This is a genomic window from Nocardia sp. NPDC057353, from assembly GCF_042667085.1.
Classification (GTDB): domain Bacteria; phylum Actinomycetota; class Actinomycetes; order Mycobacteriales; family Mycobacteriaceae; genus Nocardia.
On record NZ_JBHVAK010000076.1, the window covers coordinates 1 to 26,537 of the forward strand.

Consider the following 26,537-nt stretch of genomic DNA (forward strand, 5'->3'; position numbering starts at 1 on the left):
GCGCTGACGCGCTCACCGCCCTCCGCCGTTGTCGGGGTCGATGAATCGGGGGCGTTCGCCCCCGAGCCCCCGCAGCGCTTCGCTCCGAATCCGCCCGCGGGCGTAATCTCGGTCGGATGACCGACTCCCCCACCGTGACCGAGGTGATCCGCACCAGGTGCGCGGCGGGGACGCGCACCGACGGGCACCGCCTGGTGCTGGCGATCGAGGGCGGCGGCAGCAGGGGTGTGTACTCCAGCGGAATGGTCAAGGGCCTGGAGGAGCTGGGCCTGGCGGGCGTCTTCGACGCCGTGTACGGCACCTCGGCGGGCGCGGTGAACGGCGCCTGGCTCCTGTGCGGCCGCGCGATCCCCGGCATGCGCACCTGGACCGACCGCGCGATCATGAACCGCGTCATCGACCCCGCCCGCCTGTTTCGCGGCGGCGCCGCCTTCGACGTGCACTGGCTGGTGCACCGCGTCTACGACGGCCTGGAGCCGATGGACTTCCCCGCCATCCTGAACAGCAGCACCACCTTCCACCCGATCGCCACCGACGCCCGCACCGGCAACGCCATCGACCTGCGTCCGCACATCGTGGACAAGCCGAGCCTGCTGCTCGCGCTGCGCGCCAGCGCCAACCTGCCGATCCTCGCCGGCGGCCCGGTGCTGCTGGACGGCGTCCCGTACTTCGACGGCGGCATCGCGGAGCCGGTCCCGATCCGCTCCGCGCTGCGCTCGAACCCCACCCACCTGCTGGTGCTGCGCACCCGCCGCGCCGACGAGCTCCGCCCGCCGACCTCCCGCGTCCATCGCGTGATCGGCGGCAACTACCTCAGGCTGCGCGCGCCCGGCGCCTACCGGAGCTGGCTCGCCCGGGAAGCCGAGCAGGGCGTCGAGGAGCGGCTGCTCGCCGGGCTCGGCACCGCCGCGCTGCAGCTGCACCCGCCCGCGGACGCACCGGAGGTCGCGAGCACAGCCCGCGACATCGACCTGCTCGCCGCGGCGCTGGAGCTGGGGCGGCGCGCGGTGCACGCCGCCTTCGCGAGCGTGGACGCCTGATCAGAGCCCGACGGTGACCCCGCCGGAGAAGGCGAAGTCGTGCAGCTCCAGGTACGCGGGCGCGGTGCCGGTCGGCAGGTCGAAGACCAGGATGGTCGAGCCGGAGGCGGCGGGGGCCAGTTCGAAGGAGTGGCCGTAGCCCTGCTGGGTGCTGTGCCACGCGGTGGCGGTGGTGTCCTGGTTGTGCGTCTGGCCGGTGCTGTCGATCAGCTTCTGGCCGAACGGGGTGTACCACTTGGGCTGGTCCGAGATGTTGCGGACGTCCATGCGGACCACGGTGTAGGCGCCGGAGGCCGTCTCCAGCCCGATCCGCGCCACCCCGGACTCCACCTCGGTGACGAAGAACTCGAGCTTGCCGTCCCGGGCCGGGCCGAGCGATTCCTGCGCCGGGGGCGGGGTGCGCCCGGCATCGTCCGGGGTGCCCGCCCCGATCAGCGCCAGGCAGCCCGCGATGATCGCGAGCGGGGCGACGACGAGCAGGATCGTGGCCATGAGCAGGCGGCGCAGCAGGCCGCCGCGCCTGCGCCTGCGGCGGGGTGCCCTGGCCGGGCGCACCGGGTAGGCGGAGGCGCCGCCGCCGCGGGACGGCCAGGCCGGGCCGTGCGCCGGGCGGCGGGGTTGCACCGCGCCCCAGCCTGCCGGGCGGAACGAGCGGGCGTAGTCCTGGAGTTGGCAGGTCCAGACGGGTGGAGGGGCCTGGGTGGGCGCCGGGTTCGACGCCGGGCGGCGCAGGTACCACTTGCGGTCCGGCCCCGGCGCAGCGCTCCGGCCGACGGGGACCGGCGCGGCGCTCCGGCGGACAGGCGCGGGCGCGGCGCTGCGGCCGACGGGGACCGGCGCGGCGCTGCGGCCGACAGGCGCAGGCGCGCGGCCGGGCACCGGGTAGCCGGAGGCGGCGGGTCGCGGCGCGGGGGCGGGCACCGGCCGCGGCGCCACCCCGGCACCCGCGCCACCGCGGCTCGCAGGGCCGGATGCCGAACCCGGCCGCCCGGCCGAACCCGCTTCGTCCCCGCGCACCGCCTTCCCGACAGCGGCACCGATCCACGCGGCGACCCCGGCCGCCACACCCGCCATTCCGGCTCCACCGGACTGCCCGGCCGAGTCCGGCCCGACCTGCTGGCCTCCGCCGCGATGTCCGCTCGCGGCCTGCGGCGCCCCCGCGGGAGCGCCGCTCGCCCCTCCGGCCCCGGCATTCCGCGTCTCGTACCGGGTGGCGACCAGCGTCGGCGTCGGTCCGGGAACCGGCATGGACAGGGTCGGCATGGGCCCGGCCTGCCCCGGCAGCACGCGCAGAGCAGCGGCGGCGAACTCACCGGCGGAGGAGTATCGATCCCCCGGCTCCTTGGCCAACCCGCGCGCGATCACCGCGTCGAAGGCGGCGGGAACGCCGGGCAGCCCGGCGACGCTCGGCGGGACGGTCATGAGGTGCCCGTGCATCTGCCGCGCCGGATCACTGTCCCCGAACGGCCGCTTCCCGGTGAGGCATTCGTAGAAGACACAGGCCAGCGAGTACACGTCGGCGCGCGCGTCGGCGCTCCCGGAGAACCGCTCCGGCGCCATGTACGCCCAGGTCCCGATCGCCATCCCGGCGGTGGTCATCTGCGTGTGCCCCACCCCGTGCGCGATCCCGAAGTCGATGAGCACGGCGAACCCGTCCGGCCGCACCACGATGTTGGACGGCTTGACGTCGCGGTGCACCAGCCCGGCCGCGTGCGCGCAGTCGAGCGCCCGCGCCACCTGCGCGATCACCGCGACGGCCGCGCCTGCGGGCAGCGGCCCGCCTGCGGCGAGCCTGGCGGCGAGGTCGGTGCCGTCGACGTAGGCCATCGCGATGTAGAGCCGCCCGTCCACGGCACCGTGCGAGTGGATGGGCACGATGTGCGGGCTGTCCAGCCCGGCGATCACCTGCGCCTCGCGCTCGAAACGCCTGCGGTAGGTCTCGTCGGCGGTGAGTTCGGTGGAGAGCAGCTTCAGCGCGACCGGCCTGCCCGCCTCGGTGTCATGGGCGAGCCAGACCTGGCCCATGCCGCCGCTGCCGAGCAGCCGGTCCAGCCGGTAGCGGCCGAAGCTCGTCGCGGCTGCCATCAGCGGTTCCCGGCGCTGCCCGCTCGAACGGGTCCCATCGCGTTCCTCCCGTCGCCCTCGATCGGCCTGCACCCGAGCCGGTGAATCCGATCCGCACCCCCGAACGCAGCGTAACCCCGGACCGGCGCGCCGCCCACTGCCGATTCCTGTGACCCGGCCGACCCCCTACCCTTGCCGCATGCGAACCCCGCCGCCGAGCACCACGCGCTGATGGAACCCGTCGAGATCAACGCGGGCTCCTGGTACCTGCGCGCGCTGCGCGCCGACGACCGGATCGACGACCGGCCCGCCCTGCGCGCGGGCGGCGTCACCGACCCCGACCACGTGCGCACCCGCACCGCGCAGTGGGCCGACGGCAGCCACCTCTCCTGGGCGGTCTGCGAGCCGACCACCGCCGAGTTGGTCGCCGAGATCGGCGTGACCCCCGCGGCGGACGGGACGGCCACCGTCGACGGGTGGGCGCGGGACGGGTTCGCGGAGGCGCTCACCGCCGCCCGCGCCGCGGTCACCCGCTTCACCGAGGGCGCGCTCGACCTGCGGGTGCACTGACCGGGGCACTCCGCCGCCACGCCCGGCTCAGCCCCGCTCCACCAGCACCCGCCCGAGCGCGTCGACCGCCGCGTCCAGTTCGTCCACGGTCACGGTGAGCGGCGGCCGGAAGCGGATCCCGCACTCCCCGGTCCCGAGAACCAGCACGTGCTCGCGCTCGCGCAGCACCCGCACCACCTCGTCCCGGAACTCCCCGGAGCGCAGGTCGACCGCGCAGAAGAGCCCGCGCCCGCGCGGCTCGCGCACCAGCGGGACGAGCGCCGTCAACCGCGCGAGCAGGTGCGCGCCGAGCACCCCGGCCCGCTCGACCAGCCCCTCCGCCTCGATCACCTCGAGAATCCGGCGCGCCCGGACCATGTCGCCGAGATTCCCGCCCCACGTGGAGTTCAGCCGCGAGCCGACCCGAAAAACATTGTCCGGCACCGCGGGCACCCGCCCCCCGGCCATGATCCCGCAGACCTGCGTCTTCTTCCCGAACGCGACCACATCCGGCGCCAGCCCCAATTGCTGGTAGGCCCAGGTCGTTCCGGTGATCCCCACCCCGGTCTGCACCTCGTCGAGCACGAACAGCGCATCGTGCTCCAGGCACAGCTCCTGCACGGCCAGCAGGAATTCGGGGCGGAAGTGCCGGTCCCCGCCCTCGCCCTGGATGGGTTCGGCGAGGAAGCAGGCGATGTCGTGCGGGTACTCGGCGAAGGCGCGGCGCGCGGCGGCGAGCGCCCGCTCCTCGGCGGCCAGGACGTCGCGGCCCGCGCGCAGGTACGGCGCCTCGATCCGCGGCCAGTCGAACTTCGGGAACCGGTCGGTCTTCACCGGGTCGGTGTTGGTGAGCGAGAGCGTGTAGCCGGAGCGCCCGTGGAAGGCGCCGGTCAGGTGCAGCACCCGCGAGCCGGGGGCGCGCCGCCCCAGCGCCTGGTTGTGCCTGCTCTTCCAGTCGAAGGCGGTCTTCAGCGCGTTCTCCACCGCGAGCGCGCCGCCGTCGACGAAGAACAGGTGCGGGAGCCGGGGGTCGCCGAGCACCCGGACGAAGGTCTGCACGAAGCGGGCCATGGCGACGGTGTAGATGTCGGAGTTGCTCGGCTTGTTCAGCGCCGCCTCCAGCAGCTCGGCGCGGAAGGTCGGGTCGGCGGCGAGCGCCGGGTGGTTCATGCCGAGCGCGCTGGAGGCGAAGAAGCCGAACATGTCGAGGTAGGCGGTGCCGTCGCGTTCGTCCACCAGCCGCCTGCCCGCCGAGCGGTGCAGGTCGAGCACCAGGTCGAAGCCGTCGGCGAGGATGCTCCCCGCGAGGATCTCGCGGACCGCGGCCGCGCGCACGCCGGGACGTTCGAGTTCGAGGGTCACCCCTCAACTGTAAGGAAAATTTGCGGAATCTCTATACGAAATCGAACTAATTACTGCGCAAGCCTACTTGTCATAGAATGTTTGCAGGATGATGGTGCTTCGGGTGCGGACGTTGGCGGTCGCCCGGATCTCCTGCAGCAGCTGCTCCAGGTGCCGCGGCGAGGCCACCCGGACGGTGAGGACGTAGCTCTCGTCGCCGGCAACCGAGTGGCACGCCTCGATTCCGGGGATGCTCTGCAGCAGCGCGGGCGCGTCGTCGGGCTGCGACGGATCGAGAGGGGTGATGGCGACGAATGCCGAGAGCAGCTGCCCGAGTGCCTCCGGATCGACCTTGGCGGTATAGCCGCGGATCACGCCGCGCGCCTCCAGCCTGCGCACCCTCGACTGCACCGCCGACACCGAGAGGCTCGCCTTCTCCGCGAGATTCGACAGCGTCGCCCGTCCGTCGGCCATCAGCTCACGGATCAGCAGACGATCGATGTCGTCGAGAACGGGTCGTGCAGGTGAATCCGCCATCACCGAAGGCTAACCCAGCGGAACCGCGCAGGTGCGAGAAGTTCGCCCGCATCGCCCACCCGCCCAACGATGTTCGCATTCCCGTACTTCCAGGGAGGACCCCGTGACCGAGACCGTCACCACCGATCCGCTCGCCGCCCGCGCGCTCGACCTGCTCGCCGCGCTCGGCGTGGCTGCGCCGGAGCCGGGCGAGCTGGGCGCCCGCACCCCGATCACCGGCGCGGTGCTGTTCGGAATCCGCACCGATTCGCCCGCCGCCGCCGAGGCCGCGATCGAGCGCGCCGCGCACGCCTTCCGGAGCTGGCGCACGGTGCCCGCGCCGGTGCGCGCGGCCGTCGTGCGCCGGTTGGGCGAACTCCTGGTGACCCACCGGGAGGAGCTGGGCGGGCTGGTCACGCTGGAGGCCGGGAAGATCCCGGCGGAGGCGGTCGGCGAGGTGCAGGAGATGGTCGACGTCTGCGAGTTCGCGGTCGGGCTGTCCAGGCAGCTGTACGGGCGCACCATGCCGTCCGAGCGGCCAGGGCACCGGCTGCTGGAGACCTGGCATCCGCTCGGCGTGGTCGGGGTGATCTCGGCCTTCAACTTCCCGGTCGCGGTCTGGGCGTGGAACACCGCGATCGCGCTGGTCTGCGGGGACACCGTGGTGTGGAAGCCGTCCGAGCTGACGCCGCTCACCGCGCTCGCCTGCCACACCCTGCTGCGCCGGGCCGCGGCCGAGGTCGGCGCGGACCCCGAGGTGCACCAGCTGGTGCTCGGCGGCGCGGAGAACGGGGCGGTGCTGGTGGACGACGCCAGGGTCGCGCTGCTCAGCGCCACCGGGTCGGTGCCGATGGGGCGGGCGGTGGCGCCGCGGGTGGCGGCGCGGTTCGGCCGCTGCCTGCTGGAGTTGGGCGGCAACAATGCCGCCGTCGTCGCCCCGTCGGCCGATCTGGAACTGGCAGTGCGCGGCATCGTCTTCGCGGCGGCCGGGACCGCCGGGCAGCGCTGCACCACGCTGCGCAGGCTCATCGTGCACCGCTCGATCGCGGACGAGCTGGTCGGCAGGCTCGCGGCCGCCTACGAGCAGCTGCGGGTGGGCGACCCGACCGAGCCGGGGGTGCTGGTCGGGCCGCTGATCCACGAGCGCGCGTTCCGCGCCATGACGGCGGCGCTGGACCGGGCGGTGGCGGACGGCGGCACGGTCGTCAGCGGCGGGGCCAGGGTGGACGGCTTCGGGCCGGATGCCTACTACGTGCGGCCCGCGCTGGTGCGGATGCCCGCGCAGACCGAGATCGTGCGGGCGGAGACCTTCGCGCCGATCCTCTACGTGCTCACCTACGACGACCTGGAGACCGCCATCGAGCTGCACAACGCGGTGCCGCAGGGGCTGTCGTCGGCGATCTTCACCGCCGACCAGCGCGAGGCGGAGCGGTTCCTCGCCGCGGACGGGTCGGACTGCGGGATCGCCAACGTCAATATCGGCACCTCGGGCGCGGAGATCGGCGGCGCCTTCGGCGGGGACAAGCAGACCGGGGGTGGGCGGGAGTCGGGGTCGGATTCCTGGAAGGCGTACATGCGGCGGGCCACCAACACGGTGAACTACTCGACGGAGTTGCCGCTGGCCCAGGGGATTCGCTTCGAGTAGCGGTACGGGCCGAGCCGGAACGGCAGGCCGGGCGCGGAAGCCGGTCAGCGGCGCAGGCGCAGGCGCAGAGCGCGGCGCAAGGAGTGGCTCAGGCGGCCGGGCGCCTGAGCCAGGGGTCAGGCCGGGAGCCGCAGGGTCCAGGCACCGCGGAAGTGCAGCCGGGTGCGGGAGCCCGGCGGCACGTCCACCCTCCAGAACGCGCTCGGCGGCGCGCCGAGGGCGTGCGCGACGGCGGCCCGCACGACGGCGGGGTGCGTCACCGCCAGCACCGGTCGCGCGCCTGCGGCGACATCCCGCATCCATTCGGCGACCCGCGCGACGACCGCCACCACCGACTCACCCCCGTGCCCGTCGAACGCCGGGTCGGTGAGCCATGCGTGCACCTGCTCCGGCGGCAGCTCGCCCATCTCGCGCCCGCGCCACTCCCCCGCGTCCAGATCGCGCAGCCCCGGATCGACCTCGGCCCGCACGCCGAGCAGCTCCGCGGTCCGCACCGCCCGCCGCTCCGGCCCGCACAGCACCACCGCGGGCGGCCGCGTCAGCGGCTCGACGGCCCAGGTGTCGAGCAGCGGCTCGTCGTCCGGGAAGCGCCCCGCCCGCAGCGCCGCGGTGATCCCGTGGCTCACCAGATCGAGCCGCACCGTCCCCGCCATACCGGCAGGTTAACCGCCGTGTCGGTACCCGGGTGCACACTGGGGCCATGGACCGCTTCTCCCCCGCAACCAGGCAGTGGTTCGACGGCGCCTTCGCGGCGCCGACGTCCGCGCAGCTCGGGGCGTGGGAAGCGATCGCCGCGGGCGCGCACACCCTGGTCATCGCGCCGACCGGCTCGGGCAAGACGCTCTCCGCGTTCCTCTGGGCCATCGACCGGCTCGCCACCCGCGATCCGGCCACCAGGGTCCGTGAGCGCGGCGAGCCGCCCGCGGGCACCTCGGTGCTCTACGTCTCGCCGCTCAAGGCGCTCGCGGTGGATGTCGAGCGCAACCTGCGCGCCCCGCTCGCAGGCGTCGCGCGCACCGCGGCCAAGCTGGGGCTCGAGCCGCCGGAGATCACCGTCGGCGTGCGCTCCGGCGACACCCCGGCGGGCGAGCGCAGGCTCATGCAGCGCACCCCGCCGGACATCCTGATCACCACCCCGGAGTCGCTGTTCCTCATGCTCACCTCGGCGGCGCGGGAGACGCTGCGCGAGGTGCACACGGTGATCGTGGACGAGGTGCACGCCATCGCGGGCGGGAAGCGCGGCGCGCACCTGGCGCTCTCGCTGGCCCGGCTGGACGCGCTGGCCGAGCGCCCGGCCCAGCGCATCGGGCTCTCCGCCACCGTGCGCCCGCCGGAGGAGGTGGGGCGCTTCCTGGTCGGCCCTGCGCCGATCACGATCGTGGCGCCGCCCGCGCCGAAGACCTTCGACCTGTCGGTGCGGGTCCCGGTGGCGGACATGACCGAGCCGGACTCCGACGGCGAGTCCGACCAGCCCGGCTCGATCTGGCCGCACGTCGACTCCGCCATCGTCGACCTGGTGCTGGAGCACCGCTCGTCCATCGTCTTCGCCAATTCGCGGCGGCTGGCCGAGCGGCTCACCGCCCGGCTGAACGAGACCTACGCCGAGCGGACGGGCGAGCCGGTCGACACCGAGCACGGCCCGCCCGCCCAGCTCGGCGCCTCGACCGAGGTGGTGCACGGCGCCGGGCAGCTGCTGGCGCGCGCGCACCACGGCTCGGTGAGCAAGGAGCAGCGCGCGCTCATCGAGGACGACCTGAAGAGCGGCAGGCTGCGCTGCGTGGTCGCCACCAGCAGCCTGGAGCTCGGCATCGATATGGGCGCGGTGGACCTGGTGGTCCAGGTCGAGGCGCCGCCGTCGGTGGCGAGCGGGCTGCAGCGGGTGGGCCGGGCCGGGCACCAGGTCGGCGAGGTCTCCCGCGGCGTGCTCTTCCCCAAGCACCGCACCGACGTTGTGCACACCGCGGTCACCGCGCACCGCATGCTCTCCGGGCAGATCGAGGCGCTGCGCATGCCCGCGCACCCGCTCGACATCCTGGCGCAGCAGACCGTCGCCGCCTGCGCGCTGGAACCGCTCGACGTGGACGCCTGGTTCGAGCTGGTCCGCGGCACCGGCAGCTACAGCGGGCTGCCGCGCTCCGCCTACGAGTCGGTGCTGGACCTGCTGGCCGGGCGCTACCCCTCGGACGAGTTCGCCGAGCTGCGGCCCCGGCTGGTCTGGGACCGGGACGCGGGCACGCTCACCGGCCGCCCCGGCGCGCAGCGGCTCGCGGTGACCTCCGGCGGCGCCATCCCGGACCGCGGCATGTTCGCGGTCTACATGGTCGGCGAGAAGGCCTCCAGGGTGGGCGAGCTGGACGAGGAGATGGTCTACGAATCGCGGGTGGGCGACGTCTTCGCGCTCGGCGCCACCAGCTGGCGGATCGAGGAGATCACCTACGACCGGGTGCTGGTCACCCCCGCCTTCGGCCAGCCGGGGCGGCTGCCGTTCTGGCACGGCGACGGGCTGGGCAGACCGGCCGAGCTGGGCGAGGCGGTCGGTGAGTTCGTGCGCAGCGCGGGCAGGCACCTGGACGACGGCGGGCTCGAGAAGCTCACCGGCGCCGCCGGGCTGGACGCCTTCGCCCGGGACAACCTGGCCGCGCTGCTCACCGAGCAGCGCACCGCCACCGGCAGGCTGCCCACCGACAAGACGCTGGTGGTGGAGCGGTTCCGGGACGAGCTCGGCGACTGGCGGCTGGTGCTGCACTCGCCGTACGGCATGCCGGTGCACGCGGCGTGGGCGCTGGCCATCGGGGCTCGGCTGCGCGAGCGGTTCGAGGTGGACGCCGCCCCGACCGCCTCGGACGACGGCATCGTGGTCCGGCTGCCGGACACCACCGACGAGCCGCCGGGCAGTGAGCTCTTCGTCTTCGAGCCGGACGAGATCGACGAGATCGTCACCGAGCAGGTCGGGACCTCGGCGCTCTTCGCCTCCCGGTTCCGCGAGTGCGCGGCCCGCGCGCTGCTGCTTCCCCGCCGCGACCCGGGCAAGCGGGCGCCGCTCTGGCAGCAGCGCCAGCGCTCAGCGCAGCTGCTGGACGTGGCGCGCAAATTCCCCGACTTCCCGATCCTGCTGGAGACCGCGCGGGAGTGCCTGCGCGACGTCTACGACCTGCCCGCGCTCACCGAGCTGCTGGGTCGGGTGGCGCGCAGGCAGGTCCGGCTGGTCGAGGTGGAGACGCCGACCCCGTCGCCGTTCGCCAACGCGCTGCTCTTCGACTACATCGGCCAGTTCATGTACGAGGGCGACAACCCGCTGGCCGAGCGGAGGGCCGCCGCGCTCTCGCTGGACTCCGGGCTGCTCGCCGAGCTGCTCGGCCGGGTCGAGCTGCGCGAGCTGCTGGACGCCGCGGTGCTGGAGCAGACCGAGTCGGAGCTGCAGCGGCTCACCCCGGAGCGGCACGCCAGGGACCTGGAGGGGCTGGCCGACCTGCTGCGGCTGCTCGGCCCGCTCACCGCCGAGGAGGCCGCCGCGCGCTGCACCGCCGACCCGATCGACTGGTTCGCCGAGCTGCGGGTGGCGCGGCGGGCGCTGGAGGTCAGCTTCGCCGGGCGCTCCTGGTGGGTGGCGGTGGAGGACGCGGCGCGGCTGCGCGACGCGCTCGGGGTCCCGCTGCCGATCGGCACCCCGGCCGCCTTCGTCGAGCCGGTGCCGGACCCGCTCGGCGACCTGGTCGGCCGGTACGCCCGCACGCACGGCCCGTTCGACACCGCGGCGGTGGCGGCCAGGTTCGGCCTCGGCACCGCGGTGGCCGCGGCCGCGCTGCACCGCCTCGGCACCGAGAAGCGGGTGGTGGAGGGCGAGTTCACGCCGTCGGCCGCGGGCTCGGAGTGGTGCGACACCCAGGTGCTGCGGCGGCTGCGGCGGCGCTCGCTCGCCGCGGCGCGGCACGAGGTGGAGCCGGTGCCGACCGCCGCCTTCGGCCGCTTCCTGCCCGCCTGGCAGCACGTGCGCACCCGCACGCTGCGCGGGGTGGACGGCGTCGCGACCGTGGTGGAGCAGCTCGCGGGGGTGCCGATCCCGGCCTCGGCGTTGGAGTCGCTGGTGCTGCCCGCGCGGGTGCGCGACTACTCCCCCGCCATGCTGGACGAGCTCACCGCCACCGGCGAGGTGCTGTGGTCCGGGCACGGCTCGATCACCGGCAAGGACGGCTGGGTCGCGCTGCACCTGGCCGAGCAGGCGCCGCTCACCCTGCCGCCCGCCGACGAACCGGAGTTCGCCGAACCGCACCTGCGGCTGCTCACCGCGCTCGGCGCGGTGGACGGCGCGATGCCGCAGAGCGGCGGCGCCTACTTCTTCCGGCAGCTCTCCGATGCCACCGGCCTGCTGGACGACACCGCCGTCGCCGCGGCGCTCTGGGACCTGGTCTGGGCCGGGCTGGTCGCCGGCGACACCTTCGCCCCGGTGCGCGCGCTGCTCGGCGGCACCACCCGCGCCACCACCGCGCACCGCAGCCCGCGCCGGGCGCCGCGAGCCCGCGCCTACCTGCCCCGCCCAGCCCTGCCCACCCGCAGCGGCCCGCCGACGGTGGCCGGGCGCTGGTCGCTGCTGCCGGAGCGGGCCGCCGACAACACCGTGCGCGCGCACGCCACCGCCGACCTGCTGCTGGAGCGGTACGGCGTGCTCACTCGCGGCTCGGTGCAGAACGAAGGGGTGCCGGGCGGTTTCGCGCTGATGTACCGGGTGCTCACCGAGTTCGAGGACCGCGGGCGTTGCCGCCGCGGGTACTTCGTGGATTCGCTGGGCGGCGCGCAGTTCTCCACCACCGACGTGGTGGACCGGCTGCGGTCGCACGAGCCGCACGACGGGCAGCGGAGCACCGCCACCGCGCTCGCCCTGGCCGCCACCGACCCCGCCAACCCCTACGGCGCGGCGCTGCCCTGGCCCAAGGGCGAGGTGGACGGCGGGCACCGGCCCGGCCGCAAGGCGGGCGCCATGGTGGTGCTGCTCGACGGCGAGCTGGTGGCCTACCTGGAGCGCGGCGGGAAGACGCTGCTCACCTTCACCGAGGACCCGGACGCCAGGCAGGCGGCGGCGAACGCGCTGGCGGAGCTGGTGCACGAGGGCGGGGTGGAGACCCTGGTGATCGACAGGGTGGACGGGGAGACCGTGCACGGCCACACCTTCGCAGGCTTCCTCACCACGGCGGGGTTCTCCGCCACCCCGCGCGGGCTCCGGCTGCGCCGCGGCGCGCCCCGCCGCGAGGAGCGCCCGCAGCGCGCGGTGCGCCGCCCGGAGTTCGGCCGGTGACGATCCGCCCGCCCGCCCGTCGAAGGGAGCACCTCGGTGCCGGAAGGTGACACCGTGTACCGCGCCGCCGCCAGGCTGCGCACCGCCCTGGCCGGAAAGATCCTCACCCGCAGCGACTTCCGCGTCCCCCGGTACGCCACGGTCGACCTGCGCGGCCAGCAGGTGGAGAGCGTCGGCTCCTACGGCAAGCACCTCTTCGTGCGCACCCCGACCGCCTCGATCCACACCCACCTCAAGATGGAGGGGCTGTGGCGCACCTACCGCTGCGGCCAGCGCTGGACCCAGCCGCGCGCCACCGCCAGGCTGGTCCTCGCCACCGAGGACGTGGAGGCCGTCGGCTTCTCGCTCGGCAAGGTCGAGGTCTTCCCGCTCGCCGACGAGCACACCGTGATCGACCACCTCGGCCCCGACCTGCTCGGCCCGAACTGGGACCCGGCCGAGGCGGTGCGCAGGCTAGCGCGCCACCCGCGGCAGACCATCGGCGTCGCCCTGCTGGACCAGCGCAACCTGGCGGGAATCGGCAATATCTACCGCAGCGAGGTCTGCTACCTGCGCAAGGTGCACCCGGCCACCCCGGCGGGCGAGGTCACCGACCTGCTCGCCATGGTGAACGAGGCCCAGCGCATCCTGAGCAAGGCCGCGCACGACCGCTGGGTGCCGCTCGTCTACAACCGGCACAACTGGGGCTGCCGCCGCTGCGACACCCGCATCGTGCGCCGCGTGCTCGGCGACACCGGCCCGGAGCAGGACCGAATCACCCAGCGCGAGCGCGGCATCTGGTTCTGCCCGCGCTGCCAACCCGAGCCTTGACGAAATCCGCCGCCGCCCCTTTACTGGCAGTCTGTCAATAAGCGTGGAGGGCGGGCGACAGTGGCCGGACAGCAGGGCGATCCCCGGAAGTACGTAGTCATCGGCGGCGGCCTGGCCGGCCTCGCCAGCGCGGTCTGGCTGGCCGAGGCGGGCAAGCAGGTCACCCTGCTCGAGCGCCGCGGCAGGCTCGGCGGCCGCACCCACGCCATGAAGGTCGAGGCCGTCGACGACCTCCCCGACAACGGCCAGCACGTCATCGCCAGCGGCTACGAACACCTCTTCCGGTACCTGCGCACCATCGGCACCCGCGAGTACGTCGCCTTCCCGAACCGCGGCACGCTGCGCTGGCCGGACGGGCGCAGCGTCGACATGTACACCCGCGGCGTCCGCGCCCTCGGCACGCTCTTCGGCGGCCACCCGGACGCGACCCCGCTGGAGCGCGCCCGCGCCGCCGTCGCCACCGCGCGGCTCGGCTGGCAGGCGCTGCACCAGCCCGTCGACCTCGCCGACCTCACCACCGCGCAGTGGTTCGACCGGGTCGGCATGCCTGCCAAGGCACGCGAGGCCATCTGGGACTGGCTGGCGCTCGGCATCGCCGCCGAGCCGGTGCACCAGGAGTCGGCGGCGGTCTTCGCCAGGGTGCTCGCCACCGGCATCAGGCACGGCATCGCGCACCGGCAGGCCGTCACCATCGGCTACCCCACCACCGACCTGGACACGCTCTACGTCACCGGGGCGGAGAAGTACTTCCGCGAGCACGGCGTCGAGGTGCGGCACCGGGCCGTCGCACGCCGGATCGTCATCGAAAACGGCGAGGTCACCGGCGTCACGCTCGCCGACAGCAGCACCGTCCCCGCCGACGCCGTGGTCTGCGCGGTCCCGAACGGCAATATCGGCGGCCTCCTCGACGACCTGCCCGAGCACGCCGACATCTACGCCCGCGCCGACAAGCTCGGCTACACCCCCATCGTCAGCACCAACCTCTACCTGGACCGCCCGCTCGGCACCCGCTCCGAGTTCGAGGCGCTGATCGGCGGCACCGGCGTGATCGACGAGGTCTTCGACCGCCAGCTCATGACCGGCCGCAGCACCGAGCAGGCCTGGCTCTACTGCCTCACCACCAGCGGCGCCTACGAGCAGATCCACAAGACCAACGAGGAGATCGTCGCCGAGCAGATGGAGCTGCTGCGCCGCTACTACCCGGCCGCCAGGCAGGCGAAGGTGGTCCATGGCCACGTCGTCCGGATGCCGAAAGCCACCTTCTCCCAGGTCCTCGGCACCCACGACCTGCGCCCCGCCCAGCGCACCTCCGTCCCCGGCCTGGTCCTGGCGGGCGACTGGACCGCCACCGACTGGTCCGCCACCATGGAGAGCGCCGTCCAGAGCGCCGCCGTCGCCGTCGATCTCCTGCTGGCGCGGGACGGGCGGTAGGGCTCACCCCTCGCTGGGCACCGGCTCCAGGATCTGCGCGCGCGGCTCGGGTGCGGCGGCGCGCAGGGCGTCGGCGGAGCCGTCGTCGGGCTGGGTCTGGGAGCGGATCTCGGCGTCGACGCGGGCCCGGTAGGTCTCGATCTCCCGGTCGATCTCGGCCTCGTCCCAGCCGAGCACCGGCGCGACCAGGCGGGCGACCTGCTCGGCGCAGGCGACGCCGCGGTGCGGGTACTCGATGGAGATGCGGGTGCGGCGGGCCAGGATGTCGTCGAGGTGCAGCGCGCCCTCGGCGGCGACCGCGTAGACCGCCTCGACCTGGAGGTAGGCGGGGGCGTCGGTGAGCGGCTGCAGCAGCTCGGGTTTGCCGTCGGCGAGCGCGAGCACCTCGTCGATGAGCGAGCCGTAGCGGTCGAGCAGGTGCTTGACCCGGTAGGGGTGCACGCCGTAGGCCTCGGCCAGCTGGACGGTCTGGTTGACCAGCGCGAAGTAGCCGTCGGCGCCGAGCAGCGGCACCTTCTCGGTGATCGAGGGCGAGACCCGGGCCGGGATGTCGGATGCCGCCTCGTCGACGGCGTCGGCGGCCATCACCCGGTAGGTGGTGTACTTGCCGCCCGCGATGCCGACCAGCCCGGGCGCGGTGCGGGCCACGGCGTGCTCGCGGGAGAGCTTGGAGGTCTCGTCGCTCTCCCCGGCCAGCAGGGGCCGCAGCCCGGCGTAGACGCCGTCGATGTCGTCGGGCGTGAGCGGCGTGACCAGCACCTCGTTCACCCGCTCCAGCAGGTAGTCGATATCGGCCTTGGTCGCCGATGGGTGCGCCAGGTCGAGGTTCCAGTCGGAGTCGGTGGTCCCGATGATCCAGTGCGCGCCCCACGGGATGACGAAGAGCACCGAGGTGGCGGTGCGCAGGATGATCGCGGTGTCGCTGACGATCCGGTCCCGCGGGACCACGATGTGCACGCCCTTGGAGGCCCGGACGTGGAACCGGCCGCGGTTGCGGGAGAGCGCCTGCACCTCGTCGGTCCACACCCCGGTCGCGTTGATCACCACGTGCGCGTGGATCTCGGCGGTGCGGCCGTCCTCGGTGTCGCGCACCCGCACCCCGACCACCCGGTCCGCCTCGCGCAGGAAGCCGACGACCTGGGTGGAGGTGCGCAGCACGGCGCCGTAGTGCGCGGCGGTGCGGGCGACGGTCATGGTGTGCCTGGCGTCGTCCACCACCGTGTCGTAGTAGCTGACGCCGCCGATCAGCGCGGAGCGGCGCAGCCCCGGCGCCAGCCGCAGCGCGCCCGCGCGGGTCAGGTGCCGCTGGCCGGGAACGGATTTCGCGCCGCCCATGGAGTCGTAGAGCATGAGCCCGGCGGCCACGTACGGCCGCTCCCAGCCGCGTTTGGTCAGCGGGTAGAGGAAGCGCAGCGGCTTCACCAGGTGCGGGGCCAGGGTGGCGAGCGAGAGCTCGCGCTCCCGCAGCGCCTCGCGGACCAGCCCGAACTCCAACTGCTCCAGGTAGCGCAGCCCGCCGTGGAACATCTTGGAGGAGCGGCTGGAGGTGCCGGAGGCCAAGTCGCGCGCCTCCACCAGCGCCACCCGCAGCCCGCGGGTGGCGGCGTCCAGCGCGATGCCCGCGCCGACGATGCCGCCGCCGATCACGACGATGTCGAAGTGGTCCTTGCCCAGCCGCTCCCAGGCGTCCCGGCGCTGGTCGGGGCCGAGGAACTGGGAATCCGGGGTGATGGTCATGCTCGACTCCTTCGGCCGGCTCCGTCCTGCGGGCGGTGGTACCCGCTGCCTGCGGGTTCAGGCTATGCGAGCGCGGCGGATACTTCGCGGCGCCTCGGCGGCGCCGCGCCGCGCGGCCCATCCGAGGTCACGCCGCCGCGCGGCCCGTTCGGGTCACGTCGGCCGCGGGGCCGTGCCGGGCATGCGCGCCGCCCGCTCCGAACCTCCGACCGCTACCCGCCGGTAACAAGTCCCACCCTAACCGTCCCTGCCACCGCCCGCGATGTGATGCGCGGCGCGCCGAGCATCCAGTAGCCTGCGGGGATGCGTCGCTATGTGGCCGCCATCGATCAGGGAACGACATCGAGCCGGTGCATCGTCTTCGATCGCGGCGGCGCGGTGATCGGGGTGGCCCAGCGCGAGCACGAGCAGCTCTTCCCGCGCCCCGGCTGGGTCGAACACGATGCCGAAACCCTGTGGCGCAATACCGAAGCCGTGGTCACCGAGGTGCTGCGCGAGCTGCGGATCGGCCAGGACGACCTGGCCGCGGTCGGCATCACGAACCAGCGCGAGACCACCGTGGTCTGGGAGCGCGCGACCGGCAAGCCGATCCACAACGCCATCGTCTGGCAGGACACCCGCACCGACAAGCTCTGCGTCGAACTCGGCGGCGAGGCGGGGCCGAACCGCTACCAGGAGCGCACCGGGCTGCCGCTCTCCACCTACTTCGCAGGCCCCAAGCTGCGCTGGATCCTGGACCACGTGGACGGCGCCCGCGCCCGCGCCGAGGCGGGCGAGCTGTGCTTCGGCACCATCGACAGCTGGGTGCTGTGGAACCTCACCGGCGAGCACGTCACCGACGTCACCAACGCCTCGCGCACCATGCTCATGGACCTGCGCACGCTGGACTGGGACCCGGAGATCTGCGCCGACTTCGGCATCCCCACCGCCGTGCTGCCCGCCATCCGCAGCTCGTCGGAGGTGTACGCGGTGCCGGAGTCGGGGCCGCTGGCAGGCGTCCCGGTCGCGGGCATCCTCGGCGACCAGCAGGCGGCCACCTTCGGCCAGGCCTGCCTGGAGCCGGGCGAGGCCAAGAACACCTACGGCACCGGCAATTTCATGCTGCTCAATACCGGAACCACCCCGGTGGTGAGCAACCACGGGCTGCTCACCACGGTCTGCTACCGGCTCGGCGAGCAGGACGCGGTGTACGCGCTGGAGGGCTCGATCGCGGTCACCGGCTCGCTGGTGCAGTGGTTCCGGGACAACCTGGGCATCATCGCCTCGGCCGACGAGATCGAGCCGCTGGCCCGCAGCGTCACCGACAACGGCGGCGCCTACATCGTGCCCGCCTTCTCCGGGCTCTTCGCCCCGCGCTGGCGCCCGGACGCGCGCGGCGTGATCGCCGGGCTCACCCGCTTCGTGAACCGGGCGCACCTGGCGCGGGCGGTGCTGGAGTCCACCGCCTTCCAGACCAGGGAGGTGGTCGACGCCATGCGCGCGGACGCCGAGTCCCAGCGGCTCGGGTTGCAGCTCACCACGCTCAAGGTGGACGGCGGCATGGTCCGCAACGGCCTGCTCATGCAGTTCCAGTCCGACATCCTGGACGTGCCGGTGGTGCGCCCGGTGGTGGAGGAGACCACCGCGCTCGGCGCCGCCTACGCGGCCGGGCTCGCGGTCGGGTACTGGTCAGGCACCGACGAGATCAGGGCGAACTGGTCCGCCGACACCACCTGGCACCCGGAGATGAGCGAAGCGGAGCGCGCCGAGCACCTGGCCGCCTGGAACAAGGCGGTCGAGCGCACCTACAGCTGGGTGGACTGAGCGGCCCGGCCCAGCCGGGCGACGGCCTCGGTGAGCGACGCCGCGTCCGAGGTGGTGAAGCACATGCGCAGCGCGGAGCGGTACTCCGCCTCGACCGCGAAGGCCGCGCCTGGCACGAAGGCGACGCCGTGCTCGACCGCGACGGGCAGCAGCGCGGCGGTGTCGGTGCCGTCGGTGAACTCGCCCCAGACGAACATCCCGCCCACCGCGTCGGTGCAGCGCAGCCGCTCCCCGAACTCCGCGCGGACCGCGCCGACCAGCGCCTTCGCCCGCTGCCCGTAGGCGGCGCGGACCCGGTCCACGTGTCCGGCCAGCCAGTTCCCGTCGGCGAGCAGCTCGGCCGCGACCTGCTGGGTGAGCGCCGAGCCGCAGAGGTCGGCGCCCTGCTTGAGCAGCTCCACCGCGCGGGCCACCCGGTTCGGCGCGACCATCCAGCCCACCCGCAGCGCGGGGGCGAGGATCTTGGAGGCGCTGGAGAGCCGGATGACGTTCGCCCCGTGCGCCGCCACCGGCGCGGGCGGAGGGCCGTCGAACCAGAGTTCGCCGTACGGGTCGTCCTCGATCACCCAGAAGCCGTGCGCGGCGGCCAGTTCGGCGAGCTCGGCGCGGCGGCGGGCGCTCATGGTGACCCCGCCCGGGTTGTGGAAGGTGCTCACGGTGTGCACGACGGCCGGGCGCTCGCCGCGGGCGAGCAGCTCGGCGAGCAGGTCGAGCCGCATCCCCTCGGCGTCCAGCGGCACCGCCGCGATCCGGGCGCCCGCCGCGCGGAACACCTGCAGCGCCCCGACGTAGGCCGGGTCCTCGACCACGACCAGCGCGCCGGGGTCGAGCAGCACCTCGGCGAGCAGCGCCAGCGCCTGCTGCGAGCCGTGCGTCACGAAGACCTCGGCGACCGGCACCGGCCTGCCCAGCTTCGCCGACTCGCGCGCGGCGAGCACCTCGCGCAGCGGCCCCCACCCCGGCGAGCCGGTGTACTGCAGGCTGCGCGGGTCGGCGAGCGCGGCGGCGGTCGCGGCGGCGATCCGCTCGCGCGGCATCAGGTCGGCGTCCGGCAGCCCGCCCGCCAGGCTCAGCACATCCGGCCGCTCGGTGAGTTCCAGCAGGTCACGAATGGCGGAGCTGCGCAGCCCGGCGAGCTTCCCGGCCAGCGGCGGGGCAGTTGGCGACATGGCGATACCTCCGTGCGATGTCGTACCACTCTCGCACGGAGCTACCAGAATGTGAAACCTACGTCTCACATTTCGAGAATCATGCCCGGTTTCCGATGGAGTGCACCAGGTGCTTCTCGTCCTTCACCACGGTGCTGACGGTCTGCTCGTAGACGGTGGTGGTGCCATCGGGGCGGTGCTCGGTGAGATCGACCTCGAAGGTGTCGACGGCGAGTTCGGTGATCCGCAGGCAGTGCGTCGTCCCCACCGGGATCTGCTCGTCGATAGCGCTCTGGATGACCGGGGCCGAGGAGATGTTGGCGGCGTCCGGGTCGACGTACCCGCGGGCCCGGTCGCCGCTGCGCTCCACGTAGAAGGCGTACTGGAACCCGAGGATGGCGCCTGCGCCGCTGGCCGTGTCGCCGGTGCCGTTGCCGACCGTGACCGTGCCGTCCTCGGTGGCCGGGCAGCTCAGCGCGGCGGTGCTCGGCGCGGGCGCGGCCGCCACCGGGTCGCTGTCGTCCCCGCCGCCGCGCACCGTCACCACGATCACCACCACCGCGACCAGCAGCGCGAGCGTGGCCGCCAGCGCGCCGTAGAGCGTGCCGCGGTTCGCGGCGGGGGCCCGCTCGACCACCGTCGAGCCGCCGGGGGCGAGCCTGCGCGCGATCGGGTCGTCGGACCAGGCGAGGCCGTCCGGGTCGGAGACCGGCGGCGGCTTGGGCACGCCGCCGCTCTCGTCCGCGTCCCGCCACCACTGCGGCTCCTCCGCCGAAGGCGCGGCGGGGGCCGGGGCCACCTGGTGCCGCACGGTCGGGGCGGCGGGGTCGTCCGGATCGGCGCCGGTCAGGCTCGCACCGAACGGCGTGGCCGGGCTCGCCTGCCGCGCCGTCGGCGGGCTCGCGGGCCGCGCCGCGCCGTCGGCGCTCCCGCCCGCGGGCAGCAGCCCGCCCGCGGGCCGCCACCCCACCTCCGGCCGCGAGGCCGCGGGCGGCTGCCAGCCCGGGATGTGCCCCGGCCCGATCGGGGCGCCGAACGCGCTCCCCGACCTGGTGGTCGGCTCGTCCTGGCCGCCGCTCACCGGAGGCCCGAAACCGGAAGCGCCGGAGCCGCTCTCGTCGGCGCCCTCGCTCCCGTGCACCGGCGGGCCGAAGCCGGGCCCGCGGCCGGACTCGTTGCCTCTGGCATCACCCTCGGAGCCCACACCAATCCTCTCGAACGCACGAAATGGGGCGGCCGCGAACGACCGCCCCACCCGTCAATCGGTACGTGTCAGTACTGGAGTGAACCACCCCACTGCGTGGTGACGCCACCCACGTTGACCGTCGTGGGCGCGGAGTCGCCCGGCGGCACGATCGGCGGAAGTTTAACCTGCGCGGCCGCATCCAGCGCGGCGGCGCCACCCGGCTGCGCCTTGATCCAGTCCTCGACCGCGGCCTTGGCCAGGTTCACCTGCGTGGTGTCGAGCACGACGCTGGACTTGGCGTCGGCCAGCCCCTCGCCGCCGGTGAAGCTGGAGACGTGGATCGTGTTGGTGTCGACGAACTCCACCGAGACGCCCGCCTCGCCGGAGCCGGTCGGGGTGGTGTAGCCGACGGTGCCGACGTACCCGGCCTCGTTGCTGAAGTGGTGGGTGTTGGCCACGTAGCCGGGCAGCAGCGCGCCGCCGTCCACCGCGGCGCCGACTTCGGCGTGCGGGCCGGTCATCTCGACCACCGGCGCGGGCGGGGCGCTCTCGTTGCGCGGCGCCTCCCAGCGCGGCTCCACCAGGGTCTGCGTGGGCGCGGAGTCGGTGTCGGCCTGCGGGGCCTGGCTCTGCGGCGCGGTGCCCGGCGCGGCCTGGCTCTCGCCGCCGGGGCCGGACGGGGTGGCCGCGGGCTGATCCTGGGCGCCCGGCGCCTGCGGCGTGCCAGGCACCTGGTCGGGCGCGACCGCGTCCTGGCCCGGTGCGGGCGCGCCGGGAGCGGCCTGGCCAGGTGCGGGCTGCCCCTCCTGGCCCGGCACCGGCAGCGGCGCCACGCGCGGCGTCGTCACACCGGGCTGGGTCGGCCGGTTGAGCTTGGGGTCGGTCTTGTCCGGCAGCGCCTGGTCCTGCTCGGGCGTGGTGACACCAGGCTGACTCGGCGTCGGCTTGCTCTCCGGCGTCTGCGGCTGCTGGCTCTGCGGCCCCGTCCCCGGCTGGGTCGGGCCCTGCGTCTGCGGCTGCTGCTCGGGCGTCACGTTGGTGCCCGGCTGAACCGGGGCGGGCGTGGCCGGTGTGGTCGGCTGATCGTTCGGAACCGCCCCTGCGGGCGCCGCGAAGAAGGTCGCCACGGCTGCCGCTGTCGCCAGCGGCAGCGAGGTGCTCGCCATCGCTCGCTGCGCCCGGGTCGGCTTACGATGTTTCACTTTTCGCTTTTCCCTTTCCGTACGGGAGGCAGCACGGCCGTTCCCGGAGGAAACCCCCCAACCCCGAAACGCCGCGACCCAACCCGCCGATCACGTCTCCGTAACGGAGTGAACCACAGTTGTCCGACCGGGGCAATCGGGACACCGCGGCCCGCACCGCGTCAACCGCACTGCCGCACAACGGCGTTCACGCAGGTGACACCTGGTTTTCACGAGCCGGTCAGTCGAGGTCGTCATGCCGCATGAGCTGCCGTGCGGCCTCGATCACGGAACCGGTGAGCGACGGATAGACCGAGAAGGTCTGGGCCAGGTCGTTCACGGTCAGGTTGTTCTGCACCGCCAGCGCGATGGGCAGGATGAGCTCGGAGGCGATCGGCGCGACCACGACGCCGCCGATCACCACGCCGGTGGCGGGCCTGCAGAAGATCTTCACGAAACCGCGGCGCAGCCCGGACATCTTGGCGCGCGGGTTGGTGTTCAGCGGGAGCATGACGGTGCGCGCGGGTGTCTCGCCGTTGTCGATCGCGGTCTGGCTCACCCCGACGGTGGCGATCTCCGGCCGGGTGAAGACCGCCGAGGAGACGGTCTTGAGCCGGATCGGGCTGACCCCCTCGCCCAGCGCGTGGTACATGGCGATCCGGCCCTGCATGGCGGCGACCGAGGCGAGCGGGAGCAGCCCGGTGCAGTCGCCCGCGGCGTAGATCCCGGTGACGGCGGTGCGCGAGACCCGGTCCACCCGCAGGTAGCCGCCGCGGTCCAGCTCGATCCCGACGTGCTCCAGCCCGAGCCCGCCGGTGTTCGGGGTGGAGCCGACGGTCATCAGCGCGTGCGAGCCGGTGACGGTGCGCCCGTCCGAGAGCTTCACCACGATGCCGTCCGCGGTGCGCTCGACGGCGTCCGCGCGGGCGTGCTTGACCAGCTCGACGCCGCGCTCGGCGAGCGCGTCCTCCAGCACCAGCGCGGCGTCCGCGTCCTCGCCGGGCAGCACCCGGTCGCGGCTGGAGACCAGCTTCACCCGCACGCCGAGCTCGGTGTAGGCCGAGACGAACTCCGCGCCGGTCACGCCGGAGCCGACCACGACCAGGGTCTCCGGCAACTCGTCGAGGTCGTAGAGCTGCCGCCAGGTCAGGATGCGCTCGCCGTCCGGCTCCGCGCCGGGCAGCACCCGGGGGCTCGCGCCGGTGGCGATCAGCACCACCTCGGCGTCGATCACCTGTTCGGCGCCGTCGCCGTCCCGGACCAGCACCCGGTGCTCGGCCCGGCCGACCGGCTCCAGCAGCGAGCCGTTCCCGGGCAGCACGGTGACCCCGGCGGCCTGCAGCTTGGAGCGGATGTCCGAGGACTGCGCCAGCGCCAGCGCCTTGACGCGGTGGTTCACCTCGGGCAGCCGCACCCCGGCCTGGTCCGGGTCGAGGGTGATGCCGAGGTCGCGGGCCCGGCGCAGGTCGGTGCGGATGCCGGTGGAGGCGATGAAGGTCTTCGAGGGGACGCAGTCCCAGAGCACGCAGGCGCCGCCGATGCCGTCCGAGTCGACCAGCGTCACCGCCGCCCCGTGCTGCGCCGCCACCAGCGCGGCCTCGTAGCCGGCCGGGCCGCCGCCGATGATCGCGATGCGGGTCATGGGTCACCTCTCGCTCGTGCTGGTCCCGGGATCTCCGAGGTCAGGGACAACCGTAATCGGCCGAGCTCGGACCGGCTCGGCAGCCCGCGCGGCGGGGCAGCCGCGCCGGGGTGCTGCGCCGGTCCGGCGGGACCCGATCGCCGCGGCGGCGGCATTGGATACGCTCTCCTGGTGCCGATATACGCCGCCTACGGATCCAACATGGACTCCACACAGATGCTCGAGCGCTGTCCGCACTCCCCGATGTCGGGAACGGGCTGGTTGGAGGGGTGGCGGCTGACCTTCGCCGGTGACGACATCGGCTGGGAGGGTCCGCTGGCGACCGTCGTCGAGGAGCCCGGCTCCCGGGTCTTCGTCGTGCTCTACGACGTCTCCCCGGAGGACGAGGAGCGGCTGGACCGCTGGGAGGGCTCGGACTTCGGCATCCACAAGAAGATCCGGCTGCGCGTCACCCCGAGCGCGGGCAGCGGCTCCGAGCCGGTGCTGGCCTGGCTCTACGTGCTCGACGCGTACGAGGGCGGCCTGCCCTCCGCGCGCTACCTCGGCGTGATGGCCGACGCGGCGGAGAAGGCGGGCGCCCCCGGCGAGTACGTGCACGCGCTGCGGACCAGGAACAGCCGCAATGTCGGGCCGGGCAACTTCTCGGTCTAGCGCCCGGCCTGCAGCACGATATTGCTGAGCACCCGCACGCCGACGGCGAGCGCGCGCTCGTCGATGTCGAAGGTGGGCTGGTGCAGGTCGAGCTGCTCGCCGGTGCCGGACCAGACGCCGAGCCTGGCCATGGCGCCCGGCACCTCCTCCAGGTACCAGGAGAAGTCCTCGCCGCCGCCGGACTGCGGGGTGTCGGCGAGCGCGCCGGGGCCGAGCTCGTTGATCGCGGCCTCGAACATCCGGGTGGAGCGCTCGTCGTTCACCACCGGCGGCACGCCGCGCTTGTAGTTGAGCTGGTAGCGCACGCCGGTCGGGGCGAGCAGCGCGTCCACGATCTCGCGGACCAGCGGCTCCAGCAGCTCCCAGGTGGCGTGGTCGCCGGTGCGCACGGTGCCGGTGAGCATGCCGGTCTGCGGGATGGCGTTCGGCGCCTTGCCCGCGCTCACCGCGCCCCACACCATGACGGTGCTGGTCCGCGGGTCGATCCGGCGGCTGAGCATGCCGGGCAGCCCGGTGATGACGGTGCCGATGGCGTACACCAGGTCGCTGGTCAGGTGCGGCCGCGAGGTGTGCCCGCCGGGCGAGTCGAGCACCAGCTCGACGGTGTCCGCGGCCGAGGTGATCGCCCCGACCCTGACCCCGACCCGGCCGACCTCGAGCCGCGGGTCGCAGTGCAGCGCGAAGATCCGGTCCACGCCCCGCATGGCGCCGGTGGCGACCACGTCGATGGCGCCGCCGGGCATGACCTCCTCGGCGGGCTGGAAGACGAACCGCACGCCCACCGGCAGGTCGGCGTCGGCCAGCGCGAGTGCGGTGCCGAGCAGGATGGTGGTGTGCGCGTCGTGGCCGCAGGCGTGCGCGACGCCGGGAACGGTGGAGGAGAAGGGAAGGCCGGTGAACTCCTGCAGCGGTAGCGCGTCCATGTCGGCGCGCAGCCCGATCCGCGGCCCCTCCGGGCCGATGTCGCAGAGCAGGCCGGTGCCGCCGGGTAGCACCCGCGGCGCCAGCCCCGCCTTGGTCAGCCAGGCGGCGACGAACTCCGTGGTCGCGAACTCGGTCCGCGACAGCTCGGGGTTCGCGTGGATGTGCCTGCGCCACTGGACCAGGTCCACCTGGTGCTCGGCCAGCCACGTGTCAACCACGTTCCGGCCCGACCGCACCAGATGACCGCTCGTGCTCACCGAATGTCCTCCTGTCGTCGAACGAGTCGCTGCAAAAGACTGCTCCTGTGTTGCTCATCGCGGGCAACGGCCACGGCGGTACAGGCCAGCGCGACCGCGCCGTCCAGCACCGCGCGGTCGGCGGAGGCGGTGACGCAGGCCGCGGCGAACTCCGGCTGGTGCGTCACGGCGCCGCCCGCCTCGATACCGATGACCGGGTGGATGCCAGGGACGATATTGGTGACGTTGCCCATGTCGGTGCTGCCGAGCGGCCGCTGCGCCTCGAACTCCGGCGGCAGCGGCGTCCGGCCGAGGCCGGTGATCTGCTCGCGGTACACCGCGAGCAGCGCCGGATCCGGGGTCAGCTCGGTGTACGTCGGCGCGAGCGTTCGGATCTCGTGGGTGCAGCCGGTCGCGAGGGCGCCCGCCGCGAAGCAATCCGACGCCCGACGCGTCAGCTCGTCGAGCGATGCGGAATCGGCTGCGCGGAGGTAATACAGCAATTCCGCACGTCCGGGCACGATATTGGGGGCCACGCCACCGTCGTTGACTATACCGTGCAGTTGCTGACCGGGGCCGAGGTGCTGGCGCAGCAGCCCGAGCGCCACCTGGGCGACGGTGGCGGCGTCGCCCGCGTTGCGGCCGCGCTCCGGCGCCGCGCTGGCGTGCGCCTCGCGGCCGCGGAACAGTACCGAGATATCGCTGAGCGCCAGCGAGCGGGCGCCCGCGATGTCGTACGGGCCGGGGTGCACCATCATGGCCAGCGCCAGGTCGTCGAAGACGCCCTGGTCCAGCATGATCACCTTGCCGCCGCCGCTCTCCTCGGCCGGGGTGCCGAGCACCACGACGGTGAGCCCGAGTTCGTCGGCGACGTCGGCGAGCGCGAGCCCGGCACCCACCGAGGCGGCCGCGATGATGTTGTGCCCGCAGGCGTGGCCGATCTCCGGCAGCGCGTCGTACTCCGCGCAGAGCCCGACGGTCAGCTCGCCGCTGCCGTACACCGCGCGGAAGGCGGTGGGCAGCCCGGCGACGCCGGTGCGCACGGCGAAACCGCGCTCGCGCAGTGGCTCGATTGTCGCCGCGGCGCTGCGTACCTCGGCGAACGCGAGCTCCGGCTCCGCGTGCAGCGCGTGCGAGAGCCCGATCACCCCGTCCCGCGCGGCCGCCACCGTCGCGTGCACCCGCGCGACGGCACCATCCGTCGTGGCGTCTGTCGCGGGCATGCCGACCAGTCTGGCAGGTGTTGTTTTGTCGCGCCTCCGGCACGACGGGGTTCGCGCCCTCCGGGGGCTCGCGCCCGAGCGGGCGAGACTCGCGCCTTCGGCGCATACACTTCGCCCACT

General features: G+C 73.9%; 19 protein-coding genes. 8 read left to right on the forward strand and 11 right to left on the reverse strand.

What is annotated here, in order from left to right:
• Window positions 1-116 precede the first annotated feature (116 nt).
• Window positions 117-1,040: a patatin family protein gene (locus ACFUUZ_RS28130; RefSeq protein WP_378701390.1), complete on the forward strand. Its 924-nt coding sequence runs from the start codon at window positions 117-119 to the stop codon at window positions 1,038-1,040.
• Here the strand turns inward: ACFUUZ_RS28130 and ACFUUZ_RS28135 are convergent, their stop codons facing one another.
• A complete protein-coding gene (locus ACFUUZ_RS28135; protein ID WP_378701393.1) occupies window positions 1,041-3,125 on the reverse strand; it encodes a protein kinase in 2,085 nt (694 codons plus the stop codon).
• A 210-nt stretch (window positions 3,126-3,335) separates the two neighbouring features.
• Between ACFUUZ_RS28135 and ACFUUZ_RS28140 the strand changes: the two genes are divergently transcribed.
• Window positions 3,336-3,674 carry a hypothetical protein gene (locus ACFUUZ_RS28140; protein WP_378701422.1) on the forward strand — a complete coding sequence of 113 codons (339 nt, stop codon included), beginning with the start codon at window positions 3,336-3,338 and terminating at the stop codon, window positions 3,672-3,674.
• A 27-nt stretch (window positions 3,675-3,701) separates the two neighbouring features.
• Here the strand turns inward: ACFUUZ_RS28140 and lat are convergent, their stop codons facing one another.
• Window positions 3,702-5,015, reverse strand: a complete 1,314-nt coding sequence (gene lat, locus ACFUUZ_RS28145) for an L-lysine 6-transaminase (RefSeq protein ID WP_378701395.1) — start codon at window positions 5,013-5,015, stop codon at window positions 3,702-3,704.
• Window positions 5,016-5,078: 63 nt separating this feature from the next.
• Window positions 5,079-5,531: an Lrp/AsnC family transcriptional regulator gene (locus ACFUUZ_RS28150; protein ID WP_067646402.1), complete on the reverse strand. Its 453-nt coding sequence runs from the start codon at window positions 5,529-5,531 to the stop codon at window positions 5,079-5,081.
• 103 nt (window positions 5,532-5,634) lie between these two features.
• Between ACFUUZ_RS28150 and ACFUUZ_RS28155 the strand changes: the two genes are divergently transcribed.
• Window positions 5,635-7,155, forward strand: coding sequence for an aldehyde dehydrogenase family protein (locus tag ACFUUZ_RS28155; RefSeq protein WP_378701397.1), 1,521 nt, complete (start codon window positions 5,635-5,637; stop codon window positions 7,153-7,155).
• Between the two features lie 116 nt (window positions 7,156-7,271).
• Here the strand turns inward: ACFUUZ_RS28155 and ACFUUZ_RS28160 are convergent, their stop codons facing one another.
• Window positions 7,272-7,808 carry a histidine phosphatase family protein gene (locus ACFUUZ_RS28160; protein WP_378701399.1) on the reverse strand — a complete coding sequence of 179 codons (537 nt, stop codon included), beginning with the start codon at window positions 7,806-7,808 and terminating at the stop codon, window positions 7,272-7,274.
• Window positions 7,809-7,855: 47 nt separating this feature from the next.
• Here ACFUUZ_RS28160 and ACFUUZ_RS28165 point away from each other — a divergent pair, with 47 nt between their 5' ends.
• The 3 genes from ACFUUZ_RS28165 to hpnE are packed head-to-tail and all read left to right on the forward strand — an operon-like array spanning window position 7,856 to window position 14,686.
• Complete coding sequence (locus ACFUUZ_RS28165) at window positions 7,856-12,445, forward strand: ATP-dependent helicase (protein WP_378701401.1); 4,590 nt, start codon at window positions 7,856-7,858, stop codon at window positions 12,443-12,445.
• A gap of 36 nt (window positions 12,446-12,481) precedes the next feature.
• Window positions 12,482-13,255 carry a DNA-formamidopyrimidine glycosylase family protein gene (locus ACFUUZ_RS28170; RefSeq protein WP_378701403.1) on the forward strand — a complete coding sequence of 258 codons (774 nt, stop codon included), beginning with the start codon at window positions 12,482-12,484 and terminating at the stop codon, window positions 13,253-13,255.
• Window positions 13,256-13,315: 60 nt separating this feature from the next.
• Window positions 13,316-14,686 carry a hydroxysqualene dehydroxylase HpnE gene (gene hpnE, locus ACFUUZ_RS28175; RefSeq protein ID WP_378701405.1) on the forward strand — a complete coding sequence of 457 codons (1,371 nt, stop codon included), beginning with the start codon at window positions 13,316-13,318 and terminating at the stop codon, window positions 14,684-14,686.
• A gap of 3 nt (window positions 14,687-14,689) precedes the next feature.
• Here hpnE and ACFUUZ_RS28180 read toward each other — a convergent pair whose 3' ends face one another.
• Entirely contained in the window at window positions 14,690-16,423 is a 1,734-nt protein-coding gene (locus ACFUUZ_RS28180) for a glycerol-3-phosphate dehydrogenase/oxidase (protein ID WP_378701407.1), read from the reverse strand.
• 303 nt (window positions 16,424-16,726) lie between these two features.
• Between ACFUUZ_RS28180 and glpK the strand changes: the two genes are divergently transcribed.
• Window positions 16,727-18,226, forward strand: coding sequence for a glycerol kinase GlpK (gene glpK / locus ACFUUZ_RS28185; protein WP_378701408.1), 1,500 nt, complete (start codon window positions 16,727-16,729; stop codon window positions 18,224-18,226).
• Here the strand turns inward: glpK and ACFUUZ_RS28190 are convergent.
• The 4 genes from ACFUUZ_RS28190 to ACFUUZ_RS28205 all read right to left on the reverse strand — a co-directional run bounded on the left by ACFUUZ_RS28190 (window position 18,208) and on the right by ACFUUZ_RS28205 (window position 23,383).
• Window positions 18,208-19,395: a PLP-dependent aminotransferase family protein gene (locus tag ACFUUZ_RS28190; protein WP_378701410.1), complete on the reverse strand. Its 1,188-nt coding sequence runs from the start codon at window positions 19,393-19,395 to the stop codon at window positions 18,208-18,210. The genes glpK and ACFUUZ_RS28190 overlap by 19 nt on opposite strands.
• 79 nt (window positions 19,396-19,474) lie before the next feature.
• Window positions 19,475-20,578: a hypothetical protein gene (locus ACFUUZ_RS28195; protein ID WP_378701412.1), complete on the reverse strand. Its 1,104-nt coding sequence runs from the start codon at window positions 20,576-20,578 to the stop codon at window positions 19,475-19,477.
• A gap of 68 nt (window positions 20,579-20,646) precedes the next feature.
• On the reverse strand, window positions 20,647-21,726 hold the full coding sequence (locus ACFUUZ_RS28200) for a hypothetical protein (RefSeq protein WP_378701414.1): 1,080 nt from the start codon (window positions 21,724-21,726) through the stop codon (window positions 20,647-20,649).
• A gap of 256 nt (window positions 21,727-21,982) precedes the next feature.
• The gene (locus tag ACFUUZ_RS28205; protein WP_378701416.1) at window positions 21,983-23,383 is read right to left on the reverse strand and encodes an NAD(P)H-quinone dehydrogenase; all 1,401 of its coding nucleotides are present in this window, start codon (window positions 23,381-23,383) and stop codon (window positions 21,983-21,985) included.
• A gap of 171 nt (window positions 23,384-23,554) precedes the next feature.
• Here ACFUUZ_RS28205 and ACFUUZ_RS28210 point away from each other — a divergent pair, with 171 nt between their 5' ends.
• Window positions 23,555-24,034 carry a gamma-glutamylcyclotransferase gene (locus tag ACFUUZ_RS28210; RefSeq protein WP_378701417.1) on the forward strand — a complete coding sequence of 160 codons (480 nt, stop codon included), beginning with the start codon at window positions 23,555-23,557 and terminating at the stop codon, window positions 24,032-24,034.
• Here the strand turns inward: ACFUUZ_RS28210 and ACFUUZ_RS28215 are convergent.
• Together ACFUUZ_RS28215 and ACFUUZ_RS28220 are read right to left on the reverse strand one after the other, a co-directional pair.
• Window positions 24,031-25,176: a M20 family metallopeptidase gene (locus ACFUUZ_RS28215; RefSeq protein ID WP_378701419.1), complete on the reverse strand. Its 1,146-nt coding sequence runs from the start codon at window positions 25,174-25,176 to the stop codon at window positions 24,031-24,033. The two genes, ACFUUZ_RS28210 and ACFUUZ_RS28215, sit on opposite strands and share 4 nt — an antisense overlap.
• A gap of 35 nt (window positions 25,177-25,211) precedes the next feature.
• Entirely contained in the window at window positions 25,212-26,417 is a 1,206-nt protein-coding gene (locus ACFUUZ_RS28220) for a M20 family metallopeptidase (RefSeq protein WP_378701420.1), read from the reverse strand.
• Window positions 26,418-26,537: the final 120 nt, after the last annotated feature.